General features: G+C 71.8%; 22 protein-coding genes. 7 read left to right on the top strand and 15 right to left on the bottom strand.

Going from position 1 to position 23,037, the window contains the following annotated elements:
- Positions 1-3 precede the first annotated feature (3 nt).
- From ACGFI7_RS12000 to ACGFI7_RS11980, 5 genes are all read right to left on the bottom strand, one after another.
- Positions 4-1,233 (bottom strand): ABC transporter substrate-binding protein, encoded by a 1,230-nt coding sequence (locus tag ACGFI7_RS12000; protein ID WP_393402596.1) that lies wholly within the window; start codon positions 1,231-1,233, stop codon positions 4-6.
- Between the two features lie 82 nt (positions 1,234-1,315).
- Positions 1,316-2,548 carry an ABC transporter substrate-binding protein gene (locus tag ACGFI7_RS11995; RefSeq protein ID WP_393402594.1) on the bottom strand — a complete coding sequence of 411 codons (1,233 nt, stop codon included), beginning with the start codon at positions 2,546-2,548 and terminating at the stop codon, positions 1,316-1,318.
- A gap of 137 nt (positions 2,549-2,685) precedes the next feature.
- The gene (locus ACGFI7_RS11990) at positions 2,686-3,654 is read right to left on the bottom strand and encodes a VOC family protein (RefSeq protein ID WP_393402591.1); all 969 of its coding nucleotides are present in this window, start codon (positions 3,652-3,654) and stop codon (positions 2,686-2,688) included.
- Positions 3,651-5,114 (bottom strand): FAD-dependent oxidoreductase, encoded by a 1,464-nt coding sequence (locus ACGFI7_RS11985; protein ID WP_393402588.1) that lies wholly within the window; start codon positions 5,112-5,114, stop codon positions 3,651-3,653. Before ACGFI7_RS11985 ends, ACGFI7_RS11990 begins: the two co-directional genes overlap by 4 nt.
- Entirely contained in the window at positions 5,111-5,932 is an 822-nt protein-coding gene (locus tag ACGFI7_RS11980; RefSeq protein WP_393402586.1) for a VOC family protein, read from the bottom strand. Before ACGFI7_RS11980 ends, ACGFI7_RS11985 begins: the two co-directional genes overlap by 4 nt.
- Before the next feature lie 183 nt (positions 5,933-6,115).
- On the opposite strand from ACGFI7_RS11980, the gene ACGFI7_RS11975 reads away from it, so the two are divergent.
- Genes ACGFI7_RS11975 through ACGFI7_RS11960 form a run of 4 tightly spaced genes read left to right on the top strand, consistent with a single transcriptional unit; the run spans position 6,116 to position 10,516 of the window.
- The gene (locus ACGFI7_RS11975) at positions 6,116-7,156 is read left to right on the top strand and encodes a nitrilase-related carbon-nitrogen hydrolase (RefSeq protein WP_393402583.1); all 1,041 of its coding nucleotides are present in this window, start codon (positions 6,116-6,118) and stop codon (positions 7,154-7,156) included.
- 9 nt (positions 7,157-7,165) lie between these two features.
- The gene (locus tag ACGFI7_RS11970) at positions 7,166-8,608 is read left to right on the top strand and encodes an aldehyde dehydrogenase family protein (protein ID WP_393402581.1); all 1,443 of its coding nucleotides are present in this window, start codon (positions 7,166-7,168) and stop codon (positions 8,606-8,608) included.
- On the top strand, positions 8,605-9,063 hold the full coding sequence (locus ACGFI7_RS11965; RefSeq protein WP_393402579.1) for a DUF3598 family protein: 459 nt from the start codon (positions 8,605-8,607) through the stop codon (positions 9,061-9,063). The genes ACGFI7_RS11970 and ACGFI7_RS11965 overlap by 4 nt, the downstream gene beginning before the upstream one ends.
- A 28-nt stretch (positions 9,064-9,091) precedes the next feature.
- Positions 9,092-10,516 carry an FAD-dependent oxidoreductase gene (locus tag ACGFI7_RS11960; RefSeq protein ID WP_393402576.1) on the top strand — a complete coding sequence of 475 codons (1,425 nt, stop codon included), beginning with the start codon at positions 9,092-9,094 and terminating at the stop codon, positions 10,514-10,516.
- A gap of 30 nt (positions 10,517-10,546) precedes the next feature.
- Here the strand turns inward: ACGFI7_RS11960 and era are convergent, their stop codons facing one another.
- The 8 genes from era to ACGFI7_RS11920 form a co-directional block, all read right to left on the bottom strand.
- Entirely contained in the window at positions 10,547-11,464 is a 918-nt protein-coding gene (gene era, locus ACGFI7_RS11955; protein ID WP_393402573.1) for a GTPase Era, read from the bottom strand.
- A gap of 9 nt (positions 11,465-11,473) precedes the next feature.
- Positions 11,474-11,944, bottom strand: a complete 471-nt coding sequence (locus tag ACGFI7_RS11950; protein ID WP_393403909.1) for an NUDIX domain-containing protein — start codon at positions 11,942-11,944, stop codon at positions 11,474-11,476.
- Between the two features lie 8 nt (positions 11,945-11,952).
- A complete protein-coding gene (locus ACGFI7_RS11945) occupies positions 11,953-12,273 on the bottom strand; it encodes a cytidine deaminase (protein ID WP_393402570.1) in 321 nt (106 codons plus the stop codon).
- A 10-nt stretch (positions 12,274-12,283) separates the two neighbouring features.
- Complete coding sequence (locus ACGFI7_RS11940) at positions 12,284-12,805, bottom strand: hypothetical protein (protein ID WP_393402567.1); 522 nt, start codon at positions 12,803-12,805, stop codon at positions 12,284-12,286.
- Between the two features lie 410 nt (positions 12,806-13,215).
- A complete protein-coding gene (locus tag ACGFI7_RS11935; RefSeq protein ID WP_393402565.1) occupies positions 13,216-14,517 on the bottom strand; it encodes a hemolysin family protein in 1,302 nt (433 codons plus the stop codon).
- Complete coding sequence (gene ybeY, locus ACGFI7_RS11930; protein WP_393402563.1) at positions 14,514-14,990, bottom strand: rRNA maturation RNase YbeY; 477 nt, start codon at positions 14,988-14,990, stop codon at positions 14,514-14,516. The genes ACGFI7_RS11935 and ybeY overlap by 4 nt, the downstream gene beginning before the upstream one ends.
- Positions 14,987-16,018, bottom strand: coding sequence for a PhoH family protein (locus ACGFI7_RS11925; protein ID WP_393402561.1), 1,032 nt, complete (start codon positions 16,016-16,018; stop codon positions 14,987-14,989). Before ACGFI7_RS11925 ends, ybeY begins: the two co-directional genes overlap by 4 nt.
- A 93-nt stretch (positions 16,019-16,111) precedes the next feature.
- Entirely contained in the window at positions 16,112-16,456 is a 345-nt protein-coding gene (locus ACGFI7_RS11920) for a histidine triad nucleotide-binding protein (RefSeq protein ID WP_393402558.1), read from the bottom strand.
- Between the two features lie 297 nt (positions 16,457-16,753).
- On the opposite strand from ACGFI7_RS11920, the gene ACGFI7_RS11915 reads away from it, so the two are divergent.
- Positions 16,754-17,266, top strand: coding sequence for a SigE family RNA polymerase sigma factor (locus ACGFI7_RS11915; RefSeq protein ID WP_270155523.1), 513 nt, complete (start codon positions 16,754-16,756; stop codon positions 17,264-17,266).
- Positions 17,263-17,907 (top strand): hypothetical protein, encoded by a 645-nt coding sequence (locus ACGFI7_RS11910; protein ID WP_393402556.1) that lies wholly within the window; start codon positions 17,263-17,265, stop codon positions 17,905-17,907. Before ACGFI7_RS11915 ends, ACGFI7_RS11910 begins: the two co-directional genes overlap by 4 nt.
- A gap of 136 nt (positions 17,908-18,043) precedes the next feature.
- On the opposite strand, the gene ACGFI7_RS11905 is transcribed toward ACGFI7_RS11910, so the two are convergent.
- The gene (locus ACGFI7_RS11905; RefSeq protein ID WP_393402553.1) at positions 18,044-18,769 is read right to left on the bottom strand and encodes a 16S rRNA (uracil(1498)-N(3))-methyltransferase; all 726 of its coding nucleotides are present in this window, start codon (positions 18,767-18,769) and stop codon (positions 18,044-18,046) included.
- A 133-nt stretch (positions 18,770-18,902) separates the two neighbouring features.
- Between ACGFI7_RS11905 and ACGFI7_RS11900 the strand changes: the two genes are divergently transcribed.
- Entirely contained in the window at positions 18,903-21,689 is a 2,787-nt protein-coding gene (locus ACGFI7_RS11900) for a nitrate- and nitrite sensing domain-containing protein (protein WP_393402550.1), read from the top strand.
- Positions 21,690-21,883: 194 nt separating this feature from the next.
- On the opposite strand, the gene dnaJ is transcribed toward ACGFI7_RS11900, so the two are convergent.
- A complete protein-coding gene (dnaJ, locus tag ACGFI7_RS11895) occupies positions 21,884-23,026 on the bottom strand; it encodes a molecular chaperone DnaJ (RefSeq protein WP_393402547.1) in 1,143 nt (380 codons plus the stop codon).
- Positions 23,027-23,037 lie beyond the last annotated feature (11 nt).

The raw sequence follows: 23,037 nt of genomic DNA, 5'->3' as shown, positions 1-23,037 counted from the left end.
CGGTCACTTGCCGATTTCGACCGTGTGCCAGCCGTCGGCGCTCTTCTTCCACTGGTAGACGTGGATGTCGTCCAGGGCGAAGAACTCGTGCTTGTCGGGGCTGATCGAGTTGCCGGACGGCGTCTCCTGGTCGGAGATCTCGATCGAGTCGAGCGCCGTCACGACCTTGTCCGGCTCGATGGACTTGGCCTGGTCGGCGGCCTTGACGTAGGCGAGCACGCAGTCGGCGGCGATCTCGGCCGCCTTGGGCGACTCGGCGCCCGTCTTCGGGCCGGTGTTCTTGCCGAACTGCTTCTCGATCTCCTCGATGTGCTTGCGGTAGCCGGGCTTCCAGGTGTCGCGGCTCTCGGCCCCGGGGTACGGGTAGTAGGTGGCGCTGAAGATCGCGCCGTCCGCCGCGTCGCCGGCCGCCTCGACGAACGAGATGTTGCGGGCGCCGGAGCCGCCGACGATGAGGCCCTTGTACTTGGTCTCGTTGGCGGCCGCCATGGTCTTGGCGCCGCCGGCCGAGTTGGAGATCCAGATCGCGCCGGCGTCCGCGAGGTTCTCCACGTAGGCGCGGTGCGACTGGTCGTCGGTGCGGGTCTGCTCGAAGCCGGCGAAGGTGAGACCGGCGGCCTCGGCCTGCTTCTGGATCTCCGCCGCGGTGTTCTTGCCCGCGTCGTCGCCCTCGTACACGATGCCGATGGAGCTGACGCCCTCGGTCTTCAGGTGCTCGATGATCTTCTGCACGTCGAGGGAGACGGGGTCCTGGGCGCGGTAGCCGTACTTGGCCGTGCTGAAGTCGCCGGTGGCGACCATCGGCTGGCAGTTGACCTTCTTGTTGTTCTCCAGGATCGGCTTGGCGGCGTTGTAGAACGCCGACAGGGCCGGGCCGATGATCAACCCCACGCCGTCGTCGCCGGCGAACTCGTTGGCGGCCTGGACGGCCTTGGCCGGGTCGAGCGCGGTGTCGCGGACGACCAGTTCGAGCTTGGCGCCGCCGACGCCGCCGGCCGCGTTGAGCCGGTCGATCTCGACCTTGACGGAGTTCTCCATGGAGATGCCGGCGACCGCGAGCGCGCCCGTCACCGGGCCGATGAGCCCGACCTTGACGACCGGCTTGCCGGCGCTCCACCCGGCGGCGGAGGTGGCCTGATCGACTCCGGCTCGTTCTTCTTTGCTGGCACAGGCGGTGAGCAACAGCGCGGCGCCGGCCAGCGCCACGAACTTACGTCCCCTACTGACGGTCATCGTGGGGTCTTCCTCTCAAGGACGTGCGGGTGGTACTGGTGCCGGTCCGGGCGGCGACGCCCGGACCGGCGGGGGGGGTGATTCAGGACTTGGGGGTGACTTCGGTGACGAACCAGCCGTCGGCGTCCTTGTCCCACTGGTAAATGTGGATGTCTTCCATGTGGTAGAACTCGTGGTCCGCGGGCTTGATCGCGTTGCCCGACGGGGTCTCGGAGTCGGCGATGTTCAGCTGCTCCATGGCCGTCGCGAGCTTGTCCGCGTCGAGCGACTTGGCGCTCTCCGCCGCCGCCGCGAAGGCGGTGACGCAGTCGGCGGCGATGGCGGTGCCCTTGGGCATCTTGGCGCCCGACTTCGGCCCCTCGACCACGCCGTACTTCTTCTCGATCTCCTCCACGTGGGCCCGGTAGCCGGCCTTCCACGTGGCGCGGTCGCGGATGTTGAACTGCACGTTGCCCGCGGCGAAGACGGAGCCCACCGCCATGTCCTGGGCGGCGTCGAGGAAGGAGACGTTCTGCAGGCCGGAGGTGCCGGCCATCAGACCCTTGTAACCGGACTCGGCGGCGGCGGCCATGGTCTTGGCGCCGCTGGCGTTGCTGGACACGATGATCGCGCCGGCGTCCTTGAGGTTGTCGACGTAGGGCCGGTGCGACTGGTCGTCGTTACGGGTCTCCTGGTAGCCCTTGTACTCCACCCCGTACTTGGGCCCGAACTCCTTGAGATAACCGTCCATAGCCTTGCCGGTGTCGTCGGCCTCGTAGACCAGACCGACCGAGGTGATGCCCTTGGCCTTGAGGTACTCCACCAGCTTCTCGACGCTCAGGTTGTTGGGGTCCTGCGAGCGGAAGCCGTACTTCAGCACCCCGAAGTCGCCGGTGCCGACGCCGGGCTGGCAGTTGAGCTTCTTGTTCGACTCGTAGATGCCCTTGGCCGCGTTGTAGAAGGCCGAAAGGGAGGGCCCGACCACGTACTGGACCTGGCTGTCTCCGACGAGCTCGTTGGCCGCCTGGACGGCCTTGCCCGGGTCGAGCGCGGAGTCGCGGATGACGAGGTCGAGCTTGGCTCCCCCGATGCCGCCGGCCGCGTTGATGCGGTCCATCTCCACCCGGATGGAGTTCTCCTGGAGGATGCCCAGGATCGCGTACGCGCCCGTCATGGGGGCGATGAGCCCGATCTTTATGGTGTCGACGCCCGCGCTCCAGCCGGCCCCGGCTGTGTCAGCGGCCGTCTGGGCGCGCTCTTCCTTGCTCGCACAACCGGTGAGCACCAGCGCGCTCACGGCAGCCGCAGAGATCCAGCGAAGTCCGGTACCACGCATGTGCCACCTCCTTTGTTTCCATGCCCCCGAGCCAATAATTCCAATGTGCGGAACAGCGTTACACGGAGCCTAGGAATGGCGCCGTACCGCTGTCAACGGATAAGTCTGATGTTTAACCATCTGAAACACAGGCCGGTTCAGCGCGGTTGCCACAGCTCCACGCTCAGCCCGTTCGGCGTTTCCACCATGGCCAGCCGTGCCGCGCCGTGCAGCGGCGTCTCGGCCGCGAACGGCGGGCACACGACCCGGCCGCCGGCGCCCGTGGCGCGCGCCAGGGCGTCGTCCAGATCGCCGGTGCGCGCGGACCAGGCGGTGTGCCCGAGTGCTCGCGCGGGCCGCTGAGTGGAACGACGATCCACCCGCGTGCGATCCGCCCGGACCATCTCGATACGCGTCGTGCCGCCGTCCCGGCCCGCCACGAACGCCAGCCGGACCTGAGTGCCCGAGGGCAGGTCGGCCATCGTCTCCAGGCCGGGCGCGGAGAACGTCACGTCGTACCCGGCGGACATGCCGAGCGCGTCCCAGAAGGCCAGCTCGGCGTCGAACTCCGGCACGTGGCAGACGACGGAGGTCAGCTCCGTGTGCTGCCGCCCGGGATCCTCCAGCCACGCGGCCGTGGGACGCGGGCCGGCCGGCTGGACGAAGACCACGCCGACGCCGCCGGGCCCCAGGCAGTAGCCCTCCGTCACCTGGACGGTCAGCTCCCCCACGGGCACGTCGAACGACTGCGGCGGGCTGATCCAGGGGTGACCGGCCGCCCGCAGTCGCTCGTGCGAGGCCGCGATGTCGCGGGTGTAGAGGTTGATGCCGGCCAGGCCGACGTCCAGCGTGTGCGGATGCTGGGCCGGCGCCACCGGATCGGTCACCTTGAGCAGGTGGATGCGGCCGGTGGCCGCGCCGGCCGCGGCGAGCAGCCGGACCTCCACGTCGCCCGCGCCCTCGCCCCACAACCGGTCCGCGTCGGCGGCCGGGACCACGCCCTCCGCCTCCACCGCGTACCCCAGCTCGCCGCAGTAGAAGTCCAGGTGCGGCGCGAAGTCGTCGACGCCGATCACCGCGGCCGTGATGCTCTCCAGCGGCGGGGTGCTCTCCAGCGGCGGGGTCATCGGCGCACCTCCGCGGCGAGCCTGGCGCCCAGCTCGCGGCCGAGCGTCATCGCCGGTGTCACGCTCATGCCGCCGACGTAGTTGTCGCCGGCGAAGGTGTTGTTGCCGAGGATCTCGCCGACCGCGTACAGCCCGGGAATCGGCGCGCCCGCCTTGTTCAGCACCTCCAGGTCCTCGCTCACGCGCAGCCCGTCACGGCTGAGGATGGAGGCCCCGACCGTGGTGATCCCGTAGAACGGCGCCCGCTCGATCGGCGCCGGCAGCGTGCCGCGCCCGAAGTCCGGGTCGTGGCCGTCGCGCACGGCGGCGTTGTACCTCTCCACGGTGGCCGTCAGGCTCTCGGGGGGCACGCCGAGCTTCCCGGCCAGCTCCTCCAAGGTGTCCGCGACGGCGATCCACCGGCCGCGCTCCAGCTCGGCCAGCATCCGCTCGCGGTCCCAGTCGCCGGTGACGTTGCGCAGCAGCGGCTCGGCGGTCTCGGCGACCGCCCGGTCCCAGACGATGTGCATGGCGATCCCCGGCTGCTCCAGCAGCAGCCGCTCGCGATGCTCGGGGCTGGTGACGTCCTCCGCGACGAACCGCTCGCCGCGGTCGTTCACCCAGATCTCGTACGGGGTCCGGTACGCGGGCGCGACCTCGATGAACGCCTCGCGATAGTCCACCGCGTAGCGCGGGTCCGCCGGGTCGCGGATCAGCCCCATCACCGGGATGAAGCAGCCGTCGGCGCTCACGTCGGCGCCGAGCCCCATCGCCAGCTCCAGGCCGTCGCCGGTGGCGTGCGGCAGGCAGCCGATCAGGGCGTCCTCGCAGCCCGGCGGCAGGAAGCGGTTGCGCAGGCCGGGGTTGGCGTCGTAGCCGCCGGTGGCCAGCACGACCGCGCCGCCGTGCGCGACGACCTGGCCGCCCTCGTGCTCCGCGGTGACGCCGGCGACCCGCCCGTCGCCGTCCACGACGGCTCCGGTGACGCGGGCGCCGAGGACCAGCCGCACCCGGCCGGCCTCGATCTGCTCCTCCAGCAGCCGTCCCAGCGGCTTGACCACCGACAGTCCGTTCAGCACTCCCCAGTACGTGCGCGGCACCTGGTAGACCTCGTGCCCGTGGACCAGGCCGGGAGTGTCGGGGTGGAACTCGAAGCCCTGGTCGTCGAGCCAGTCGACGGTCTCGCCCTGCGCCTTGACCGACTTCCAGGCCAGCTTCTCGTCCACCTTGCCGTGGGAGAGCCGCAGGACGTCCTCGAAGTGGCGCTCGGGGCTGTCGTCGATGCCCCGCTCGCGCTGGCGGCGGGTGCCCGCGCCGCTGAACTCGCCGTTGGCGATGTGCAGCATGCCGCCGATCCGCTCCTGCTTGTCGAGCAGGAGCACGCTCGCGCCGGCGGCCGCCGCCTCGATGGCCGTGCACAGGCCGGCCCCGCCCGCGCCGATCACGATGACGTCGTGGCGCCCCAGGTCCTCCGCGCTCACGCGGGGGCCCCGGTCAGCTCGATCTCCAGCCCGGCGGGGCCGCGCAGGAGCAGCTCGCCCAGCCGCTCGCCGCCGTGCCGCTCCAGCGCCGCGGCCGTGGCGGCCGGGTCGTCGGCGGCGAACACCACCCGGCGCAGCCCCAGCGGGCGGTCCGACAGGTCGGCCGCGTCCACGCCGGTGAAGGACATGATCTCGAAGCGGGCGGGCGCCTGGTCGGCGGAGACGAGGAACGACAGCCGCAGGCTCGCGTCCGCCGGCATGCCGGTCAGCCGGTCGAACGGCGGGCCGCTCATCTCGCCGTCGAACAGCACCTTGAGCCCACCGCCCGTGGTGAAGAAGTCCAGCGCGGCGTCGTGGTCGGAGGGCACGATGACGGCGGTGTGCAGCTCGCCGTGCAGTCGGCCGGGGTCGCCCTCCAGCGCGGGGCTGGGCCGGTGACCGGCGCCGGCCTGGGGCAGCGTCCACCACACGCCGTCGGGGCCCAGGGCCACGGCCTCGGTCAGAGAGGCGGCTCCGTACGGGTAGGTCACGACCTCCCGGGACCTGCCGCCCGCCTCGTCGATCAGCCGGGTGGTGCGCTCCAGGTCACGCGAGTACATGCCGAGCAGGCGGGGGCCGATGTCCCAGAGCTTCGGGTCCGGCGCCTCCGTACCCTGCACCAGGCGGATCCGGCCGGTGCCGACGCCCTCGACGCCGAGCAGCGCCTTGGACCCGTCGAGCTCCAGCAGGTCGAGGCCGAAGGCCTTGGTATGGAAGGTGGCCGACGCCCCGACATCCCTGCAGGCGATGACCGCCTCGACGATCGCTCCCAGCGACAAGCCGCACCTCCACGAGTCCGAGCGTTCCGTCTCTCGAAACGGTGTTTCAAGCTAGGCCGGAAAGTCGCTGGCTGTCAACGATGTCGCAGGTTGAAGCACGGCCCCCTCTTGCGCGGCCTGCGCCCTATAGTCCAACCTGTAGAAACCAGAAACGCCGTTTCATGGAGTGGAACAGGAGCTCGGGTGTCCCAGGATTTGCCCGCGACCGCGTACCGCGCCGTCGCTCTGCAGACCGCCTGCCATGCCGTCAACCGCGCCGAGAGCGCGGCGGCCGCCCGCGACCAGATACGGTCCGCCATCGACCGCGTGCACGAGCAGGTCGTCGCGAGCAAGCGGTTCGTCGGCCCGGGCACCCGGCTGGTCGTCCTGCCCGAATACCTGCTGACCGGCCACCCCATCGGCGAGCCCTTCCAGGAGTGGTGCGACCGCGCCGCCCTGGCCCCCGGCGGCCCTGAGTACGCCCGGCTCGCCGACATCGCCGAGGACGCGGGCGTCTTCCTCTGCGTCAACGGCTACGAGACCGACGAGCACTTCCCCGGCATCTACTTCCAGGCCTCGGTCGTGTTCGACCCCGCGGGCGAGACCGTGCTGCGTTACCGGCGGCTCAACTCCATGTACGCCGTGACCCCGCACGACATCCTGGACCGCTACCTGGCCGTCTACGGCGAGGACTCGCTCTTCCCCGTCGCCAGGACCGAGATCGGCACGCTGGCCGCCATCGCCTCCGAGGAGATCCTCTTCCCCGAGGTGGCCCGCTGCCTGGCCATGCGCGGCGCGGAGGTGTTCCTGCACAGCTCCTCGGAGGTCTGCAGCGCGCTGCTCTCCCCCAAGAACGTCGCCAAGCTGGCCCGCGCCGTGGAGAACGGCGCGTACGTGGTCTCCGCTAACACCGGCGGCCTCTACGGCACCGGCATGCCCGCGGCCTCCGGCGACGGCGGCAGCCAGATCGTCGACCACCGCGGCATCGTGCTGGCCAAAGCCGGCCAGGGCGAGTCGATGGCCGCCAACGCCGAGATCGACCTGGCCGCGGTCCGCCGGGCCCGCAGGACCCCGGAGATGATGAACCTGCTGCCGCGCCAGCGGTTCGAGCTCTACGCGAGCAGCTACGCCCGCACCTCTTTCTACCCCCCCGACACCGTGCGCCCCGGCGAGACCGGGCGCGAGCACTTCGTGAACACCCAGCGTGCCGTCATCGAACGGCTGGCCGGCGACGGCCTCATCTGAGGAGGCGTGATGCCCAGGGAGATCCAGGTCCGGAACCCCCGCACCGGCACCCCGGACCACACGATCGTCGCGGCGGGCGACGACGAGATCATCGCCGCCGCGGGCGCCCTGCGCGCCCGCCAGGGCGCGTGGGGCGCCCAGCCGGTCGAGCGGCGCATCGAGGTGCTGCGCGCCTTCGGCGAGGCGGTCGCCAGGCACCGGGAGGAGCTGATCGCCAAGCTGGAAGCCGACACCGGACGGCGCTGGGTCTCGCACCTGGAAGTGGACTCGGTGCTGAGCAGCCTGGAGCGTGCCTGCCGGTTCGCCGGGGACGCCTTCGCCCCCGCCGAACCCGCCCCCACCAGCGACCCCGACGTGCACGTCAGCGGTGACCTGGTGCCCTACCCGGTCGTCGCGGTGATCTCGCCGTGGAACTTCCCCTTCCAGCTCGCCCTCATCGACGCCGTGCCCGCCCTGCTGGCCGGATCGGCGGTGCTGCTGAAGCCGAGCGAGGTCACGCCCCGGTTCATCCCCGTGCTGCGCGCCTGCGTGGCCGAGGTCGAGGAGCTGGCGGGCGTCTTCACCGTCGTGGAGGGCGACGGCGCCACCGGCGCCGCCATGGTGGCGGTGGCCGACGCCGTCTGCTTCACCGGCAGCGTCCGCACCGGCCGCGCGGTCGGCCGCGCCGCCGCCGAGCACTTCATCCCCGCCTTCCTGGAACTGGGCGGCAAGGACCCGGCGGTCGTCACCGCCTCGGCCGACCTCGACGCCGCCTCCTCCGCCATCCTGTGGGGCTCCACGATCAACTCCGGCCACTCCTGCATGTCCATCGAGCGGGTGTACGTGGACCGCGCCGTGGCCGAGGAGTTCACCGAGGCGCTCGTGGCCAAGGCGGAACGGGTCCAGCTCGCGTACCCGGAGATCGGCGACGGGCAGATCGGGCCGATCATCAGCGACGCCCAGGTGGAGATCATCCGCCAGCAGCTCGACGAGGCCGTCGCCAAGGGCGCCGTCGTCCGCACCGGCGGCACCATCCAGCAGCTCGGCGGCGGTTCCTACCTGCGGCCCACCGTGCTGACCGGCGTCGACCACTCCATGCGGATCATGCGCGAGGAGACGTTCGGCCCGATCATCCCGATCATGCCCTTCGACGACGAGGACGAGGCTGTCACGCTCGCCAACGACACCGAGTTCGGGCTGAGCGCCGCCGTCTTCGCCGCCACCGCCGAGCAGGCCGGGCCCGTCGCCCACCGCCTGGAGGCCGGCGCGATCAGCATCAACGACGTCTGCCTCACCGGCATGTTCCCCGAGGCCGAGAAGAACTCCTTCAAGTCGTCCGGACTCGGCGCGTCCCGGATGGGCCCGCCGTCCGTGCGGCGCTTCCTGCGCCGCCGGGCCCTGCTCATGCGCGGCAGCGCCGGCATCCGCCCCTGGTACTACGACGGCACCCCCACCGAGACGGAGGAACGATGACCATCGCCGACATCCTGCGCGACATGTCCGGAGTGTGGGAGGGCACCTACACCGTGCTCGCCCCCGACGGAACCGTGCTGGAGCGCTACCCCAGCCGCCAGGAAGGCCGGATGGAGGGCACCGACTGGACCGAGAAGGTCACCTACCTGCGCGAGGGCGCCGAGCCGGCCGTGCGGCACTATCGCGCCGTCGTCGACGGCGACTCCGTCCAGTTCGTCGACACCGAGATGTGGGGCAGCACCAACCGGGCCGGCGACCAGGCCATCGTGTTCACCTTCGGCTGGAACGACCGTCCTGGCGAGCGCATCGTCGAGATGTCGATGCCCACCGGCGACTACCGCACCCGCCTGTGGCAGCACTTCGAGAACGGCCGGTTGAGCCGGCTGACCGTCATCGAGGAGCGCCGCGTCCCCGGCGCCGAGCCGGAACGCTGGTACGTCCCGGCCGGCGCCTGACCGTACCCGACTCTCAGGAGAAGCACTGGTGGAACTGGACTACGACCTCGTGGTGGTGGGCGCGGGCACCGCGGGCATCCCGTGCGCGGCGGAGGCCGCGCACGGCGGCGCCCGGGTGCTCCTGGTGGAGAAGGACCACCGCGTCGGCGGCACGCTGCACATCTCCGGCGGCCACATGGCCGCCGCCGGGACGCGGCGGCAGGCCGAGCGCGGCATCGCCGACTCCGTCGAGGCGCACCTCGCCGACATCCGCCGCATCAGCGGCGGCACCGTCCGCGAGGACCTCGTCCGCACCGTGGTGGAGAACGCCGCCGAGACCGTCGACTGGCTCGACGACCTCGGCTTCCGGTTCGCCCCCGAGACGCCGCGGATCATCTACGGGCACGAGCCCTACACGACCGCGCGCACCTACTACGGCGCGGACGAGGCGGTGTCCATCCTGGAGGTGTACGAGCGCGTCCTCGCCGACGCGACCGCCACCGGCCGCCTGGAGCTGTGGAAGAACGCCCCCGTGATCGAGCTGGTGACCGGCGGCGACGGCCGCGTCACCGGCGTCACGGTGCTGCGCGACGGCCAGGACGTCCGGGTGAACGCCCGCCACGTGGTGCTGGCCACCGGCGGGTTCGCCTCGGAGCCCGAGCTGTTCCTGGAGCTGGAGGGCGCGCCGCTGGTGTCGGCCGCCTACCCGACCTCCACCGGCGACGGCATCCTGCTGGCCAGGGAGCTCGACGCCGGCATCCAGGGCACCGGCTCGTTCCTGCCGAGCTTCGGCGGCCTGCCGCACCCCACCACCCCGGGCAAGGCCAACTGGTCCGACCGGCAGCTGCTCATCGCCGCCGAGCGGCCGCCCGTCGAGATCTACGTCGACAGGACCGGGCACCGCTGGGTGGCCGAGGACGAGCCGTCCATCGACACCAAGGAACGCGCGCTCACGAAGATCCCCGACATGACGTTCTGGACCGTGTTCGACGACGCCATGGTGGAGTCGACCCGGTCCGGCCGCCCGCTCGTGGTCGGCTGGACGCCCGAGGACCTGCGCGCCCAGGCCGGCGTGCGCGTCGGCGTGCACAGCGCCGACACCCTGGAGGAGCTCGCGGCTCAGACCGGCATCGACGCCGACGGGCTGGTCGCCACCGCGGCCCGCTACAACGAGGCCGTCGCCGCCGGGAACGACCCCGACTTCGGCCGCGCCCACCTGCCGCTGCCGCTCGTCCAGCCGCCCTTCTACGCGATCCGCAACCACGCCATCTCGCTGGTGACGTTCGCCGGGCTGGACATCGACGAGAGCTTCCGGGTGCGCCGCGCCGACGGCGAGCCCATCACCGGGCTCTACGCCATCGGCGAGGTCATCGGAGCCGCCGCCACCTGCGGGCAGAGCTTCTGCTCCGGCATGCTGGTCACCCCGGCCATCACCTTCGGCCGCCTGCTGGGCCGCCGCCTGGCCGCGTCGTGACGGCCTGAGCCCGCCGCGGGCTCAGGCCGGTCAGTCGTAGAAGCCGAGCCTGCGTAGCTGCTTCGGGTCGCGCTGCCAGTCCTTGGCCACGCTGATGCGCAGATCGAGGTAGACCCGGGTGCCCAGCAGCGCCTCGATCTGCTGCCTGGCCCTGGTGCCGACGTCGCGCAGCCGCTCGCCCTTGTGGCCGATCACGATGGCCTTCTGCGACGGCCGCTCGACGAACATGTGGGCGTAGATGTCGAGCAGGTCGTCGCGGTCCTCGCGCGGCAGCATCTCGTCGACCACGACCGCGATCGAGTGCGGCAGCTCGTCGCGCACGCCCTCCAGCGCCGCCTCCCTGATCAGCTCGCCCACCAGCACCTGCTCCGGCTCGTCGGTGAGCTGCCCGCCCTCGTACAGCGGCGGCGACTCCGGCAGGTGGCGCACCAGCACGTCGGACAGCACGTCGAGCTGCTCACCCGACTGCGCCGACACCGGCACCACGTCGGCGAACTCGGCGATCTCCGACACCGCCAGCAACTGCTTGGCGATCTGCTCCTTGCTCGCCAGGTCGCACTTGGTCACCACGGCGATCACCGGCGTCTTCTTCACCGCGGCCAGCTTGGCCGCGATGAACCGGTCGCCCTTGCCGATCGGCTCGTTGGCGGGCACGCAGAACCCGATCACGTCGACCTCGGTCAGCGTCGACAGCACCAGGCTGTCGAGCCGCTCGCCGAGGAGCGTGCGCGGCCGGTGGAGGCCGGGGGTGTCGACGATGACGATCTGGGCGTCAGGACGGTGCACGATGCCGCGGATCGCCCGCCTCGTGGTCTGCGGCTTGGACGAGGTGATCGCCACTTTGGTGCCGACCAGGGCGTTCATGAGCGTGGACTTGCCGACGTTCGGCCTCCCCACGAAGCAGGCGAATCCGGCGCGATGGCTGTCTGGCGAGGTCACACTCTGCATTCTCGCCCATCAGGAGACCTGCGCACGCCACCAGGCGAACACGCTGGGCAGCACCAGCGGCGACCAGCCGGTCATCTCCAGCCCGTCGAGCTCGTCCTCGCGGACCCAGCGGGCCTCCCTGATCTCGTCGCCGTCGGGCGTGGGGGTGCCGGACGTCAGCTCGCACCCGTACACGATGATCACGTAGGCGCACTCGTGGCCGTTCGGGTAGCGCACCCGGAACCGCGGCCCGCCGTAGGCGCCGATCAGGCCGCGCACCCGCACGTCGATGGCGAGCTCCTCGCGCAGCTCGCGGCGTACGGCCTCCTCGGGCGGCTCGTCGGGGTCGACCGCGCCGCCCGGCGCCGCCCACAGCCCCACGTCGCCGTGCCGGGCCACGAGCAGCCGCCCCTCGGCGTCGAACACGCAGCCGCAGACGGACGGCATCATCAGCAGATCGGGCCCCAGCTTGGCGCGCACCCCGGCCAGGTAGGGCGACATCGGCACGGTCAGCCCCGCGGGACGCCGTCGGGACCGGCCACCAGGATGGCCTTCACCCCCAGCTCGGCCGCCACCGCCCGGTCGTCCTCCGACGGCCCGTCGCCGTCGGTGACCAGCGCGACCGCCTCCAGGGCGCGGGCGCCGCCGGAGACCGCCGTGGCCACCGCCACCTGCACGGCCGACAGCCGCAGCGCCGAGAGCGCGACCTCGGTGGCCGCGTACGTGCGGCCGGTCTCGTCGCGCACGGCCGCGCCCTCCGCGGAGCCGTTGCGGGCGCGCGACGCGCGGGCCAGAGTGATGATCTTGCTGTCTTCGGGATCGAGTGTCACGAGGACAAGATTACGGGCTGGCCATCCGCATCACCGCGTCGAGGAGCTGCCGGGTGCGCTGCGGCTCCACCTCCGCCATGCTCGTGTGCACCAGCGACACCAGCATGTCGCCCGACCGGGCCAGCACCACGTCCAGCGCGTACGGGTAGCCGTTCAGCCGGCCGCGCAACTCGCCCGCCACCGCCTCGTCCCCGACGTCCGGCACCGCCACCAGCGCGGTCGACAGATGGGTGCCGCTCCCGGCCCGCACCTCCCGGCACGCCTTCAGCGCCTTGGCCAGCGCCGACATGTGCTCGCCGGCCGCCCCGTCATACCTGGCCAGTCCCACCCCGACCTGCTCGCCCAGCTCGTCGCCCTGGTAGCTGGCCGCCGCCTGGGCGGTCAGCCCCCGCTGCGGCGCCCTGCCCCCGGCCGCGTCCAGCACGGCCCGGCAGTTGCGGTCGGCCGGCTCGAACGGCGCCCGCCAAGCCTGCTCCGAGCGCGGCGAGAAGCCGTCGGGCAGCCGGGGCTCCTTGCTGAGGATCTCCCGCATGTGGGCAAGCGCCCCCGCGTCAATCCCCTCGGCGCCTCCGCAGCCTGCCAGGGCACCGGCAAGGAGCCCGCAGGCGATGATCCGCGATCCGCGTTTCATGATTCCCCCCGGAGCCCAGCCTCCCCGACCAGCGAAAACGGCAATCCACCGGAGTTACCAATAAACGATCAAACGCTAAAAGGGTGCTCTCGCCCGGTTATCCGGACGAGAGCACCCTTTACGCCGAACAACGTCCGGCCGGCTAGCTGGCCGGGACGTCGTCGTCCCCCCTGGCGCGCCCTGCCGTCAGAACCCCAGCGACGGTCGGGCGCTACCCCCATCGACGCCCACCGCACAGGGCGTCGGGCAACAGACTGGCGAATCCCGCTTGCAACTCACTTGACGGCCACTTGCGGCAACCCCGGACAAGGTCACTCCTGCTCGCCCGCGGCCGCCACCACGTCGTCCTGAACAGGCCGAACCCGCCGCACCACCACGGTGGAGATCCGGTTGCGCCGCCCGGCCAGGCTCTCGGCGGTGAGCTCCAGCCCCGCCACCTCCGACTTCGACCCGGCGATCGGCACCCGCCCCAGCGCGTGCGCCAGCAGCCCGCCCACCGTCTCCACGTCGTCGACCTCGATCTCGGCGTCGAACAGCTCGCCGAGCTCGTCCACCGGCATCCGCGCCGTCACCCGCACCGCGCCGTCGGGCATCGGCTCCACGCGCGGCGCCTCCTGGTCGTACTCGTCGGTGATCTCGCCGACGATCTCCTCCAGCACGTCCTCGATCGTCACCAGGCCCGCCGTGCCGCCGTACTCGTCGATCACGATCGCCAGGTGCGTCTGCCGCGCCTGCATCTCGCGGAGCAGCTCGTCGATCGGCTTGCTCTCCGGCACGTACGTCGCCGGCCGCATGATCGACTCGACCGTCTCCGTCTCGGTCGTCCCGTCTCCGGCCGACTCGTGCACCCGGCGGGTGATGTCCTTCAGATAGGCGATGCCGATGACGTCGTCCTCGTTCTCGCCCACCACCGGGACCCGCGAGAAACCGCTCCGCAGCGCCAGCGACAACGCCTGCCGGAGCGTCTTCCCCCGCTCGATGTAGACCATGTCGGTGCGCGGCACCATCACCTCGCGCACCAGCGTGTCACCCAGCTCGAAGACCGAGTGGATCATCTCGCGCTCGTCGGGCTCGATCACCCGGCGCTCCTCCGCCAGGTCGACCAGGTCGCGCAGCTCGGCCTCCGACGTGAACGGCCCGTCGCGGAACCCCTTGCCCGGGGTCAGCGCGTTGCCCAGGAGGATCAGCAGTTTCGGCAGCGGACCGAAGATCTTCGTCAGCCCGTACACCACCGGCGCGCTCGCCAGCGCCACCGGCTCCGCGTGCTGCCGGCCGAGCGTCCGCGGCATCACGCCCACGATCACGTAGCTCACCACGATCATCACCGCGGCCGCCCAGAAGTAGGCCCAGCCCTGATCGTCGAGCAGGTCGATGAAGAGCAACGTCGCGATCACCGTCGCCACGAGCTCGCAACTCAGCCGCAGCAGAAGCAGCAGATTGAGATAGCGCGGCGCGTCGGTGACGATGGCGTGCAGCCGCTCGGCACCCCGCTTGCCGTCGCGCACCGCCTCTTCGGCGCGCACCCGCGAAATCCGCGTCAGCGCCGTCTCCACACTGGCGATCAGGCCACCGACCACGACGAGGACGATGGCCAACGGCAACCAGGCGTTCACCGCGAGCTGCGCACCTCCCGCCACGCCTCGAGCAACCGCGCCTGCAGGCCGAACATCTCCTTGTGCTCGTCCGGCTCGGCGTGATCATAACCGAGCAGATGGAGGATGCCGTGCGTGCACAGCAGCTCGATCTCGTCCTGGGCGCTGTGACCCGCCTCCTCCGCCTGCCGCGCGGCCACCTGCGGGCAGAGCACCACGTCACCCAGCAGCGCCGGATCGGCGGGGCCCTCCGCCTCGCCCCGCGCGCCGCCGCCCGGACGCAGCTCGTCCATCGGGAAGGCCAGCACGTCGGTCGGGCCCGGCTCGCCCATCCACTTCTCGTGCAGCTCGGCCATGGCGTCCTCGTCGACGACCACGAGCGACAGCTCCGCCAGCGGGTTGATGCCCATCTCGGCCAGCACGTGGGTGGACAGCGCGACGAGGCGCTCCTCGTCGACGCCCACCCCGGACTCGTTGTTGATCTCGATGCTCATCGCCGCTTACCCCGTTGCTGCTGGATCGATTTGGGCTCCTGCAACGCGTCGTAGCGGCCGTAGGCGTCGACGATCTCGCTCACCAGCTTGTGACGCACCACGTCGGCGCTCGTCAGCCTGGCGAAGTGGATGTCGTCGATGCCGTCCAGGATCTCCTGGACCACCCGCAGCCCGCTGACCGTGCCGGCCGGCAGGTCGACCTGGGTCACGTCACCGGTGACCACGATCTTGCTGTTGAAGCCGAGCCTGGTCAGGAACATCTTCATCTGCTCGGCCGAGGAGTTTTGCGCCTCGTCGAGAATGATGAACGCGTCGTTGAGCGTACGGCCCCGCATGTAGGCGAGAGGGGCGACCTCGATCGTGCCCGCGGCCATCAGCTTGGGGATCGAGTCGGGGTCGACCATGTCGTGCAGCGCGTCGTACAACGGCCGCAGGTAGGGGTCGATCTTCTCGTAGAGCGTGCCGGGCAGGAAGCCCAGCCGCTCGCCGGCCTCGACCGCGGGGCGGGTGAGGATGATCCGGTTGACCCGCTTCTCCTGCAGGGCCCGCACGGCCTTGGCCATGGCCAGGTAGGTCTTGCCGGTGCCGGCGGGGCCGATGCCGAACACGACCGTGTGCTCGTCGATGGCGTCGACGTAGCGCTTCTGGTTGGCCGTCTTGGGGCGGATGGTGCGCCCGCGTGAGGACAGGATGTCGAGCGACAGGACCTCGGCCGGGCGCTCGGAGGTCATGCGGAGCATGGCGATGCTGCGCTCGACGGCGTCGGGCGTGAGGTCACCACCGCTGCGGAGCACCTCGACGAGCTCTTCGAAGAGGCGCACGACCGTGCCGCTCTCGTCGGGGCTGCCGGTGACGGTGATCTCGTTGCCGCGCACGTGGATGTCGGCCTTGAAAGCGCCCTCGATGACGCGAAGAAGCTCGTCGCGGGAGCCCAGGAGGCTGACCATCGGGTATTCGTCCGGAATCAGCACCTTGGCTTGAGTGCGCGATGGAGGTGCCGTGCGTCGGGATTCGTGTAGTTCGGACATGGGCAGGCCGGTGTGGCCTGATGCCTCCGGGTCTCGGTCTCTGTTCTTCTTGACTCATCGTATCCGGGGGCGGACCGTTTCCTCTCGGCAATTTCAGCCGGGCGGCCACGTCAGGTTGCGGCCGCCCAGAACGTGGGCGTGCACGTGGAAGACGGTCTGCCCGGCGCCGGCGCCGGTGTTGAAGACGATCCGGTAGCCGCCGTCAGCGACGCCGTCTTGGGTGGCGACGGCGTGCGCGGTCTTGAGGACCTCGTCGGCGAGCCCCTGGTCGGCCTCGGCGAGCGCGGCCGCGTCGGCGTGGTGCTCCTTCGGGATGACGAGCACGTGGGTCGGCGCCTGGGGGTTGATGTCGCGGAACGCGAGCGCTCTGTCGGTCTCCAGGACGATGTCGGCCGGGATCTCCTTGGCCACGATCTTGCAGAACAGGCAGTCGGTCACCCGATCACCTTACCGATAGGGGTGGCTCTCCGGCCCGTAAGGCGGGCGCCGCTGACCTGCTGCGCGACGGATTCGTCGATCAGCGTTGCGAATCGGTGACCGGATCCGCCGTGGCGGCCGAAGATCCAACGGTTAGGGTGTGTGTGCAGCATCGCAGCAACGATTTCAGCCACGGGCGAGACCACCTGGCGAGGACACAACTGGGTCATGCCCCCAAAACCGGAAGAGCGTAAACCGTCAGGGAAGGCCGCGCGTCCCACTGATGTGACCACCGAAACCCTCCTGGTCGACAGATCCATGGGGGCGGTGCCGGTCGGGTGGGACGCCGACATGGCCGTGACCGCGCTTTATAGTGCGCATTTTCGGTCATTAGTACGTCTCGCTGTGTTGCTGGTGCGCGACATGGCAACCGCGGAGGAAGTCGTGCAGGATGCGTTCGTCGCCATCCACGGCGCCTGGCGCAGGTTGCGCGACCCCGACAAAGCACTCGCCTACCTGCGGCAATCCGTCGTCAACCGGTCCAGGTCCGTGCTGCGGCACCGGGCGGTCGTGGAGAAGTACGCGCCGAAGGGCATGCCCGACGCGCCGAGCGCGGAGCACGGCGCCATCGGCGAGTTCGAGCGGTCCGCGGTCATCGAGGCGTTGCGGGCGCTACCGTCACGCCAGAGGGAAGCACTGGTCCTTCGCTATTACGGTGATCTGTCCGAAGCCGAGATCGCCCACGCCATGGGCATCAGCAAGGGGGCGGTGAAGAGCCACACGGCACGTGGCATGGCCGCCCTGCGTTCCGTCCTGGAGAAGATGTCATGACCCAGCCCCCCGACGAGTACGGCGACCTGCTGCGCCGTGCCCTCCGTGCGGAGGCGGACGCGGTCGTGCCCTCGCCGGACGGTCTCGACGCCATCCGCACGAAGATCGAGCGGCGCGGCGCGCGCAACCTCTTCTGGTGGCGGACCGGCGCCGCCGCCGCCAGCGCGGTGCTGGTGGCCGGGGCCATCGTGATGGTGGTGCCGGAGCTGCGGCACCGGGTCATCGAGGCGCCGATCCAGGAGGTGCGGAGCACCTCCAGCGTCACCCCGCCGGCCAAGTCCTCGACCAGCCGGCCGGCGGTGCCCAAGTCGACCGTACGGCAGAGCGAGCCGGTGGTCGTGCCGCCCGCGACCTCCTCGAAGCCCGCCGAACCGGAGCCGCGTCCGTCGGAGACGGCCAGGTCGACGGCCAAGCCGACGCCCACGCCCACGCCGACCCCCTGCCCGTCACCGGCGGACGACCAGGCCGAGTCGCCGGCCGACTGCCCGGAGGCCGACGATCCGCCGGCGCCGTCCCCCTCCGAGGCGGAGACGACGCCCGCGGCGACGCAGTGCCCGGACGAGGAGTGCTCGCCGCTGGATCCGGTGCCGACCGTCTCCGACATGCCGAGCCCGCTGATGAGCGCGCACTCCACACCCTGACCGCGCCGGGCTCCGCGGGGTCACCAGGTACGGGTGAACAGCACCCCCACCGGGGTCACCAGCGTCCCGTACGGGTCAGCAGCACGGCCGCCGGGTCACCAGCGCCCGGTACAGGTGAGCAGCACCGCCACCGGGGTCACCAGCGCCCGGTACGGGTGAGCAGCGCGGCCGCCGCGGCCACTCCCGCCGTGGAGGTGCGCAGCACCGTGGGGCCGAGCTGGACCGGCGCCGCCCCCGCCGCCCTGAACTCCTCCAGCTCCCGTTCGGCGACCCCGCCCTCGGGGCCGACCACGACGACGATGTCGCCGTCGTCCGGGAGCGCCACCCGGGACAGCGGCTCGGCGGCCTCCTCGTGCAGCACCAGCGCCAGCGCCGCCTGGGCCAGCAGCTTCGCCGCCCCGGCCGTCGTGACGGGCTCGGTCACCTCGGGCAGGTGGAACCGGCGGGCCTGCTTGCCCGCCTCCCTGGCGGTCGAGCGCCAGCGGCCCAGCGCCTTGGCCACCTTGTCGCCCTTCCACTGGGTGATGCTCCGGGACGCCTGCCAGGGGACGATCGTGTCGACGCCCGCTTCGGTCATCATCTCGACCGCCAGCTCGCCCCGGTCTCCCTTCGGCAGCCCCTGGACGACGACCAGTCTCGGCCGGGCCGGCGCGACCTCGTACCTGCCCACGACCTCCAGCCGCAGCGAGTCCTTGAGCACCTCGCGCACCACGCACTCGGCGACCGAGCCCGCGCCGTCGGTGAGATCCACCCGCTCGCCCGCGCGCAGCCGCCGCACGGTGGCCGCGTGACGGCCTTCGGGGCCGCCGAGCACCAGCTCGGGCCCATCCAGCTCGTCCGCCAGGAACACCGGAACCGTCACCAGGCACCTCGGATTCTCTACGTTACGCAACCCCGCGGACACGCGGCGCAATATCGTGTCCCGTGCAGTCTTCCTGAGATCACTTTACGAGGGGTCGATGACCGGCTTCCCCGCACGTCGGCGCCGCCGGCCCGTGCGCATCAGAACGCGCCTCCTCCTCGTCCTGGCCGTGCCGACGCTCCTGCTCGTCGCCGGGGTGGCAGTGGAGGCCGCGGCTCGCGCGCAGGCCCGGTCGGCCGCCGGTGAGACGGCTCAGCGGGCCACGCTGGTGCTCGCGGCGCAGAACCTGGTGCACGCCCTCCAGCGCGAGCGCGCACTCCTCACGGCGTTGTTCGCGGGCGAGGGCCGGGTCAGGGCCGATCTCGCCCCGGCCTGGCTGGCCACCGACCGCGCCCGTTCGGCCCTCGCCCGGCTGCTGGCCGCCGCCCCGCCCTCGTCGTACGGTCCCGTACGGGAGGCGCTGGCCCGGCTGCCCGCCCTCGATCGCGCCCGCACCGCCACCCCGGCCCTGCCCGCTGCCCCCGACATCCCCGCCACCCCCGGCGGCCCCCTGCCCCGGGCCGAGCGTTCGGGATGCGGGCCGAGCGCGGCCCTGATCGGCCCGTACGGCACGCCCGTCCACCCCTTGTCAGGGAATCCCGCCGATCCCGAGGTGGGCCCCGGTTCGGTTGCCGACGCCCACCCGGCGACCGACGCCCCGCCCCTGCTCGGGCCGGTGGACCTGGGGCCCGTGGTGCGCCAGGACGTCTTCGAGGCGTTCACCGACGCCATCGCGCAACTGCTGGACGGGTCCTTCGCCGAGACGCCCGACCCGGACGACCCGACGCTGGTGAGGCGGATGCGGGCGCTGGAGGCCATCAGCCGGGCGAAGGAGGCGGCGGCGCGCGAACGCGCGGTGGTCACGGCGGGCTTCGCCACGGGCGGGTTCACATCGTCCGAGTACATCGCGTTCCTGGAAGCCAGGGCCTCCCTGGCCGACTCCCTGGCCGGATTCCGGCGGCTGACAACCCCCGAAGGCGCGGCCGAGCTGGCCCGGGCGCAGCGGGGCACCCAGGCGGCCAGAACGGGCCGACTCGAACGCCGAGCCCTCGCCGCCTCCCCAGGCACCGCGCCGGGGGCGTCGGGCGTCTCTCCGGGTGCCTCTGCGGGTGTCTTCCCGGGTGCCTCCGCGGGGGCTTCTGCGGGCGTCTTCCCGGGTGCCTCTGCGGGGGCTTCCCCGGACGCGTCTCCGGGAGCCTCGTTGGGCCTCTCCCCAGGCGCCTCGCCGAACACCCCACCGCACTCTGCCTCGCGGCTCCCCTCCTCGCAGTTGCCCGCTTCGCCGCCCGCCGCCTCACAGCTTTCCGCGCCCGGCTCCCCGCCCATCGCCTCGCCGTCCATCGCCTCGCCGCCCATCGCCTCGCCGTCCATCGCCTCGCCGGGCGCCGCATCCTCAGGCGCCGCCTCACCAGGTGTCGTACGGCCGCCCGACGGCTCGCCGGGACCTGCTTCGGGTGGTCGTACGCGTGCGTGGCTTGCCGCCAGCAGTGCCTATGTGGACGCCCTGCATGCCGTGCAGCGTTCGACCGGGGAGGAGTTGCGCGCCCACGCGATGGCGGTCCGGGAACGCCACACCCGGCACCTGACCTGGCTGACGGCGGCGGGGGCCGCGTTCCTGCTGGTCATGGCGGTGCTGGGTGGGCTCCTGGTCCGCTCGATCGTGCGTCCGCTCCGCAAGCTCACGGGTGAGGCCACCGCCATGGCCCGCCACATCGCCGTCCTGGAGGCGGGCGATCCAGCCCACCCGGCCTGCCCCGTCCCGGACGGCCGTGCGGCCGGTCACGTGTCTCGTCCGGGCCACCTGTGGCGTGCCTACAACGCCGCGCTCCCGCCCTGGCGCATCAGAAGCGCTTCGTACGGGAGAAAGGTCCACGACGCCGGGCTCCCCACCGCCGGCGACGCCGGGAGGATCCGGTACGAGGACAGGCTCGCCATGCCCGTGGACGCGGCTTCCCCGGACCAGGACGAGGTCGTGGGCCGTTCCGAGTGCAGCGCCCGCGTGGAGGTCCCTGGTGGGGCCGCCGTACGTGACGTCCCGTCCGGGCGCGACGGCACGGCTCCGGACGAGGACGGGACGGAGCCCGGCGGGGAGCGCGAGGCCGGGCGAGGAGAGTTCGGGCAGCTGGCCGGGGCGCTGGGGGACATGCATGAGGCGGCGGTGCGGATCGCCGACGCGCGGGCGGCCTCCCGGCGGGACACGGCCGCGTCGCTGGGCGGGCTGGGGATGCGGCATCGGGATCTGGTGCACCGGCAGCTGACGTTCATCAGCGCGCTGCAGCGCAACGAGTCTGACCCGGCGGTGCTGGCTCGGCTGTGCGAGCTGGACCGCCTGACCAGCCGCCTGCGCAGGAACGCCGAAAGCCTGCTGGTCCTGACGGGCAAGCGGGGGCAGCGGCGCTCGTCGGAGCCGGTTCCGGTGGACGAGGTCCTGCGGTCGGTGCTGGCCGAGATCGAGGACCATCACCGGGTGGCGTTGCGGGTGGTGGGCCGGGCGTACGTGCGGGGGCCGGTGGTGGCGGAGGTGGCCCACATGCTGGCCGAGCTGATGGAGAACGCGCTGGGCTACTCGCCGCCGGACACGGAGGTGAACGTGGTGGCCCGGGCCGACGAGGGCGAGTGCCGCATCACGATCTCCGACCACGGGGTGGGCATGACGGCCGCGGAGCTGGAAGCGGCGAACGCCCGGCTGCGGGGCGAGCAGAGTTTCCTGGTCGCGCCGACCCGTTGTCTGGGCCACCACGTGGTGGGCAGGCTGGCGGAGCGACTCGGCGTCCGGGTGGCGCTGCACGACTCGGCGGGCTGCGGCGTGACCGCCCGGGTGGCCCTCCCGGAAGAACTCCTGGCCGCACGCCCGGCAGAACTCGTCAGAGGCACCCGATGACTCACACCACTTCAGGACCCCGCCCACTCCCGGATCGGCCCACCCGGGAACCAGCCGCTCCGGGATGGGCCTGCTCAGGGGCGAGCACCGTACGGGCTGGGGCCTGTTAGGGCCAGCCCCGTACGGGACGGTCCCGCAACGCGCGCGACCCGCGCCCACCTCGGCGGACGATGTGGGCGCGGGTCGTGAGAAGGTCAGCGGCCGTTGAAGGCGTCGCGGAGGCGGGAGAAGAAGCCCTGCTGGCCCGGCGCGAACTTGCCCGGTGGGCGTTCCTCGCCGCGGAGCTTGGCCAGCTCGCGCAGGAGCTCCTCCTGGGCGGGGTCGAGGCGGGAGGGGGTCTCGACGTTCACGTGGATGAGCAGGTCGCCGCGGCCGGTCTCGTTGAGACGCTGGACGCCGCGCCCGTACATGGTGATGACCTGCCCCGACTGGGTGCCGGGCCGGACGTCGATCTCCTCGGCGCCGTCGAGGGTCTCGACCGTGAGGACGGTGCCGAGCGCGGCGGCCGTCATCGGGATCTGGACGGTGCAGTGGAGGTCGTCGCCGCGCCGTTCGAAGATCTCGTGGGCTCGTTCGACGATCTCCAGGAAGAGGTCGCCGGGCGGGCCGCCGCCGGGGCCGATCTCGCCCTCGCCGGCGAGCTGGATGTGGGTGCCGTCCTCGACGCCCGCGGGGATGCGCACCTTGATCGTGCGGCGGGTGCGGACCCGGCCGTCGCCCGAGCACTCCTGGCACGGGTGGCGGATGATGCTGCCGAAGCCGCCGCACTGCGGGCACGGGCGGGTGGTCATGACCTGGCCCAGGAACGACCGGGTGACCTGGGAGATCTCGCCGCGGCCGTTGCACATGTCGCAGGTGTCGGGGTGGGTGCCCGGGGCCGCGCCGGCGCCCTGGCACACCTCGCACAGCACGGCGGTGTCGACGGCCAGCTCGCGGGTGGTGCCGAAGGCGGTCTCGCGCAGGTCGAGCTCCACCCTGATGGTCGCGTTGCGGCCGCGGCGGGCGCGCGAGCGCGGGCCGCGCGCGCCGCCGGTGGCGGTGCCGAAGAACGCGTCCATGATGTCGCTGAAGGGGAAGCCCGCGCCGAAGCCGCCGCCCGGGGCACCCGCCCCGGCGCCGCCGAAGGGGTCGCCGCCCAGGTCGTACATCTGGCGCTTGTTCGGATCCGACAGCACCTCGTAGGCCTGCGTGATCTCCTTGAACCGCTCCTGAGTGGCGGGATCAGGGTTCACGTCAGGGTGCAGCTCGCGGGCCAGCCTGCGGTAGGCCTTCTTGATCTCTTCCTGACTGGCGTCACGGCGCACCCCGAGGGCGGCGTAATAGTCGCTGTTTGCCACTTATCGACCTC

The sequence above is a fragment of the Nonomuraea sp. NPDC048826 genome (genome assembly GCF_043198225.1).
Lineage (GTDB): Bacteria > Actinomycetota > Actinomycetes > Streptosporangiales > Streptosporangiaceae > Nonomuraea.
This window is presented reverse-complemented; position numbering and strand designations above follow the sequence as displayed.

Excerpts from the sequence above, each read along its gene's own strand:
- ACGFI7_RS12000 (WP_393402596.1), bottom strand. The coding sequence starts at position 1,233 with ATGACCGTCAGTAGGGGACGTAAGTTCGTGGCGCTGGCCGGCGCCGCG.
- ACGFI7_RS11995 (WP_393402594.1), bottom strand. The coding sequence starts at position 2,548 with ATGCGTGGTACCGGACTTCGCTGGATCTCTGCGGCTGCCGTGAGCGCG.
- ACGFI7_RS11990 (WP_393402591.1), bottom strand. The coding sequence starts at position 3,654 with ATGACCCCGCCGCTGGAGAGCACCCCGCCGCTGGAGAGCATCACGGCC.
- ACGFI7_RS11970 (WP_393402581.1), top strand. The coding sequence starts at position 7,166 with ATGCCCAGGGAGATCCAGGTCCGGAACCCCCGCACCGGCACCCCGGAC.
- ACGFI7_RS11965 (WP_393402579.1), top strand. The coding sequence starts at position 8,605 with ATGACCATCGCCGACATCCTGCGCGACATGTCCGGAGTGTGGGAGGGC.
- era (WP_393402573.1), bottom strand. The coding sequence starts at position 11,464 with ATGCAGAGTGTGACCTCGCCAGACAGCCATCGCGCCGGATTCGCCTGC.
- ACGFI7_RS11950 (WP_393403909.1), bottom strand. The coding sequence starts at position 11,944 with ATGTCGCCCTACCTGGCCGGGGTGCGCGCCAAGCTGGGGCCCGATCTG.
- ACGFI7_RS11940 (WP_393402567.1), bottom strand. The coding sequence starts at position 12,805 with ATGCGGGAGATCCTCAGCAAGGAGCCCCGGCTGCCCGACGGCTTCTCG.
- ybeY (WP_393402563.1), bottom strand. The coding sequence starts at position 14,990 with ATGAGCATCGAGATCAACAACGAGTCCGGGGTGGGCGTCGACGAGGAG.
- ACGFI7_RS11925 (WP_393402561.1), bottom strand. The coding sequence starts at position 16,018 with ATGTCCGAACTACACGAATCCCGACGCACGGCACCTCCATCGCGCACT.
- ACGFI7_RS11915 (WP_270155523.1), top strand. The coding sequence starts at position 16,754 with ATGGGGGCGGTGCCGGTCGGGTGGGACGCCGACATGGCCGTGACCGCG.
- ACGFI7_RS11910 (WP_393402556.1), top strand. The coding sequence starts at position 17,263 with ATGACCCAGCCCCCCGACGAGTACGGCGACCTGCTGCGCCGTGCCCTC.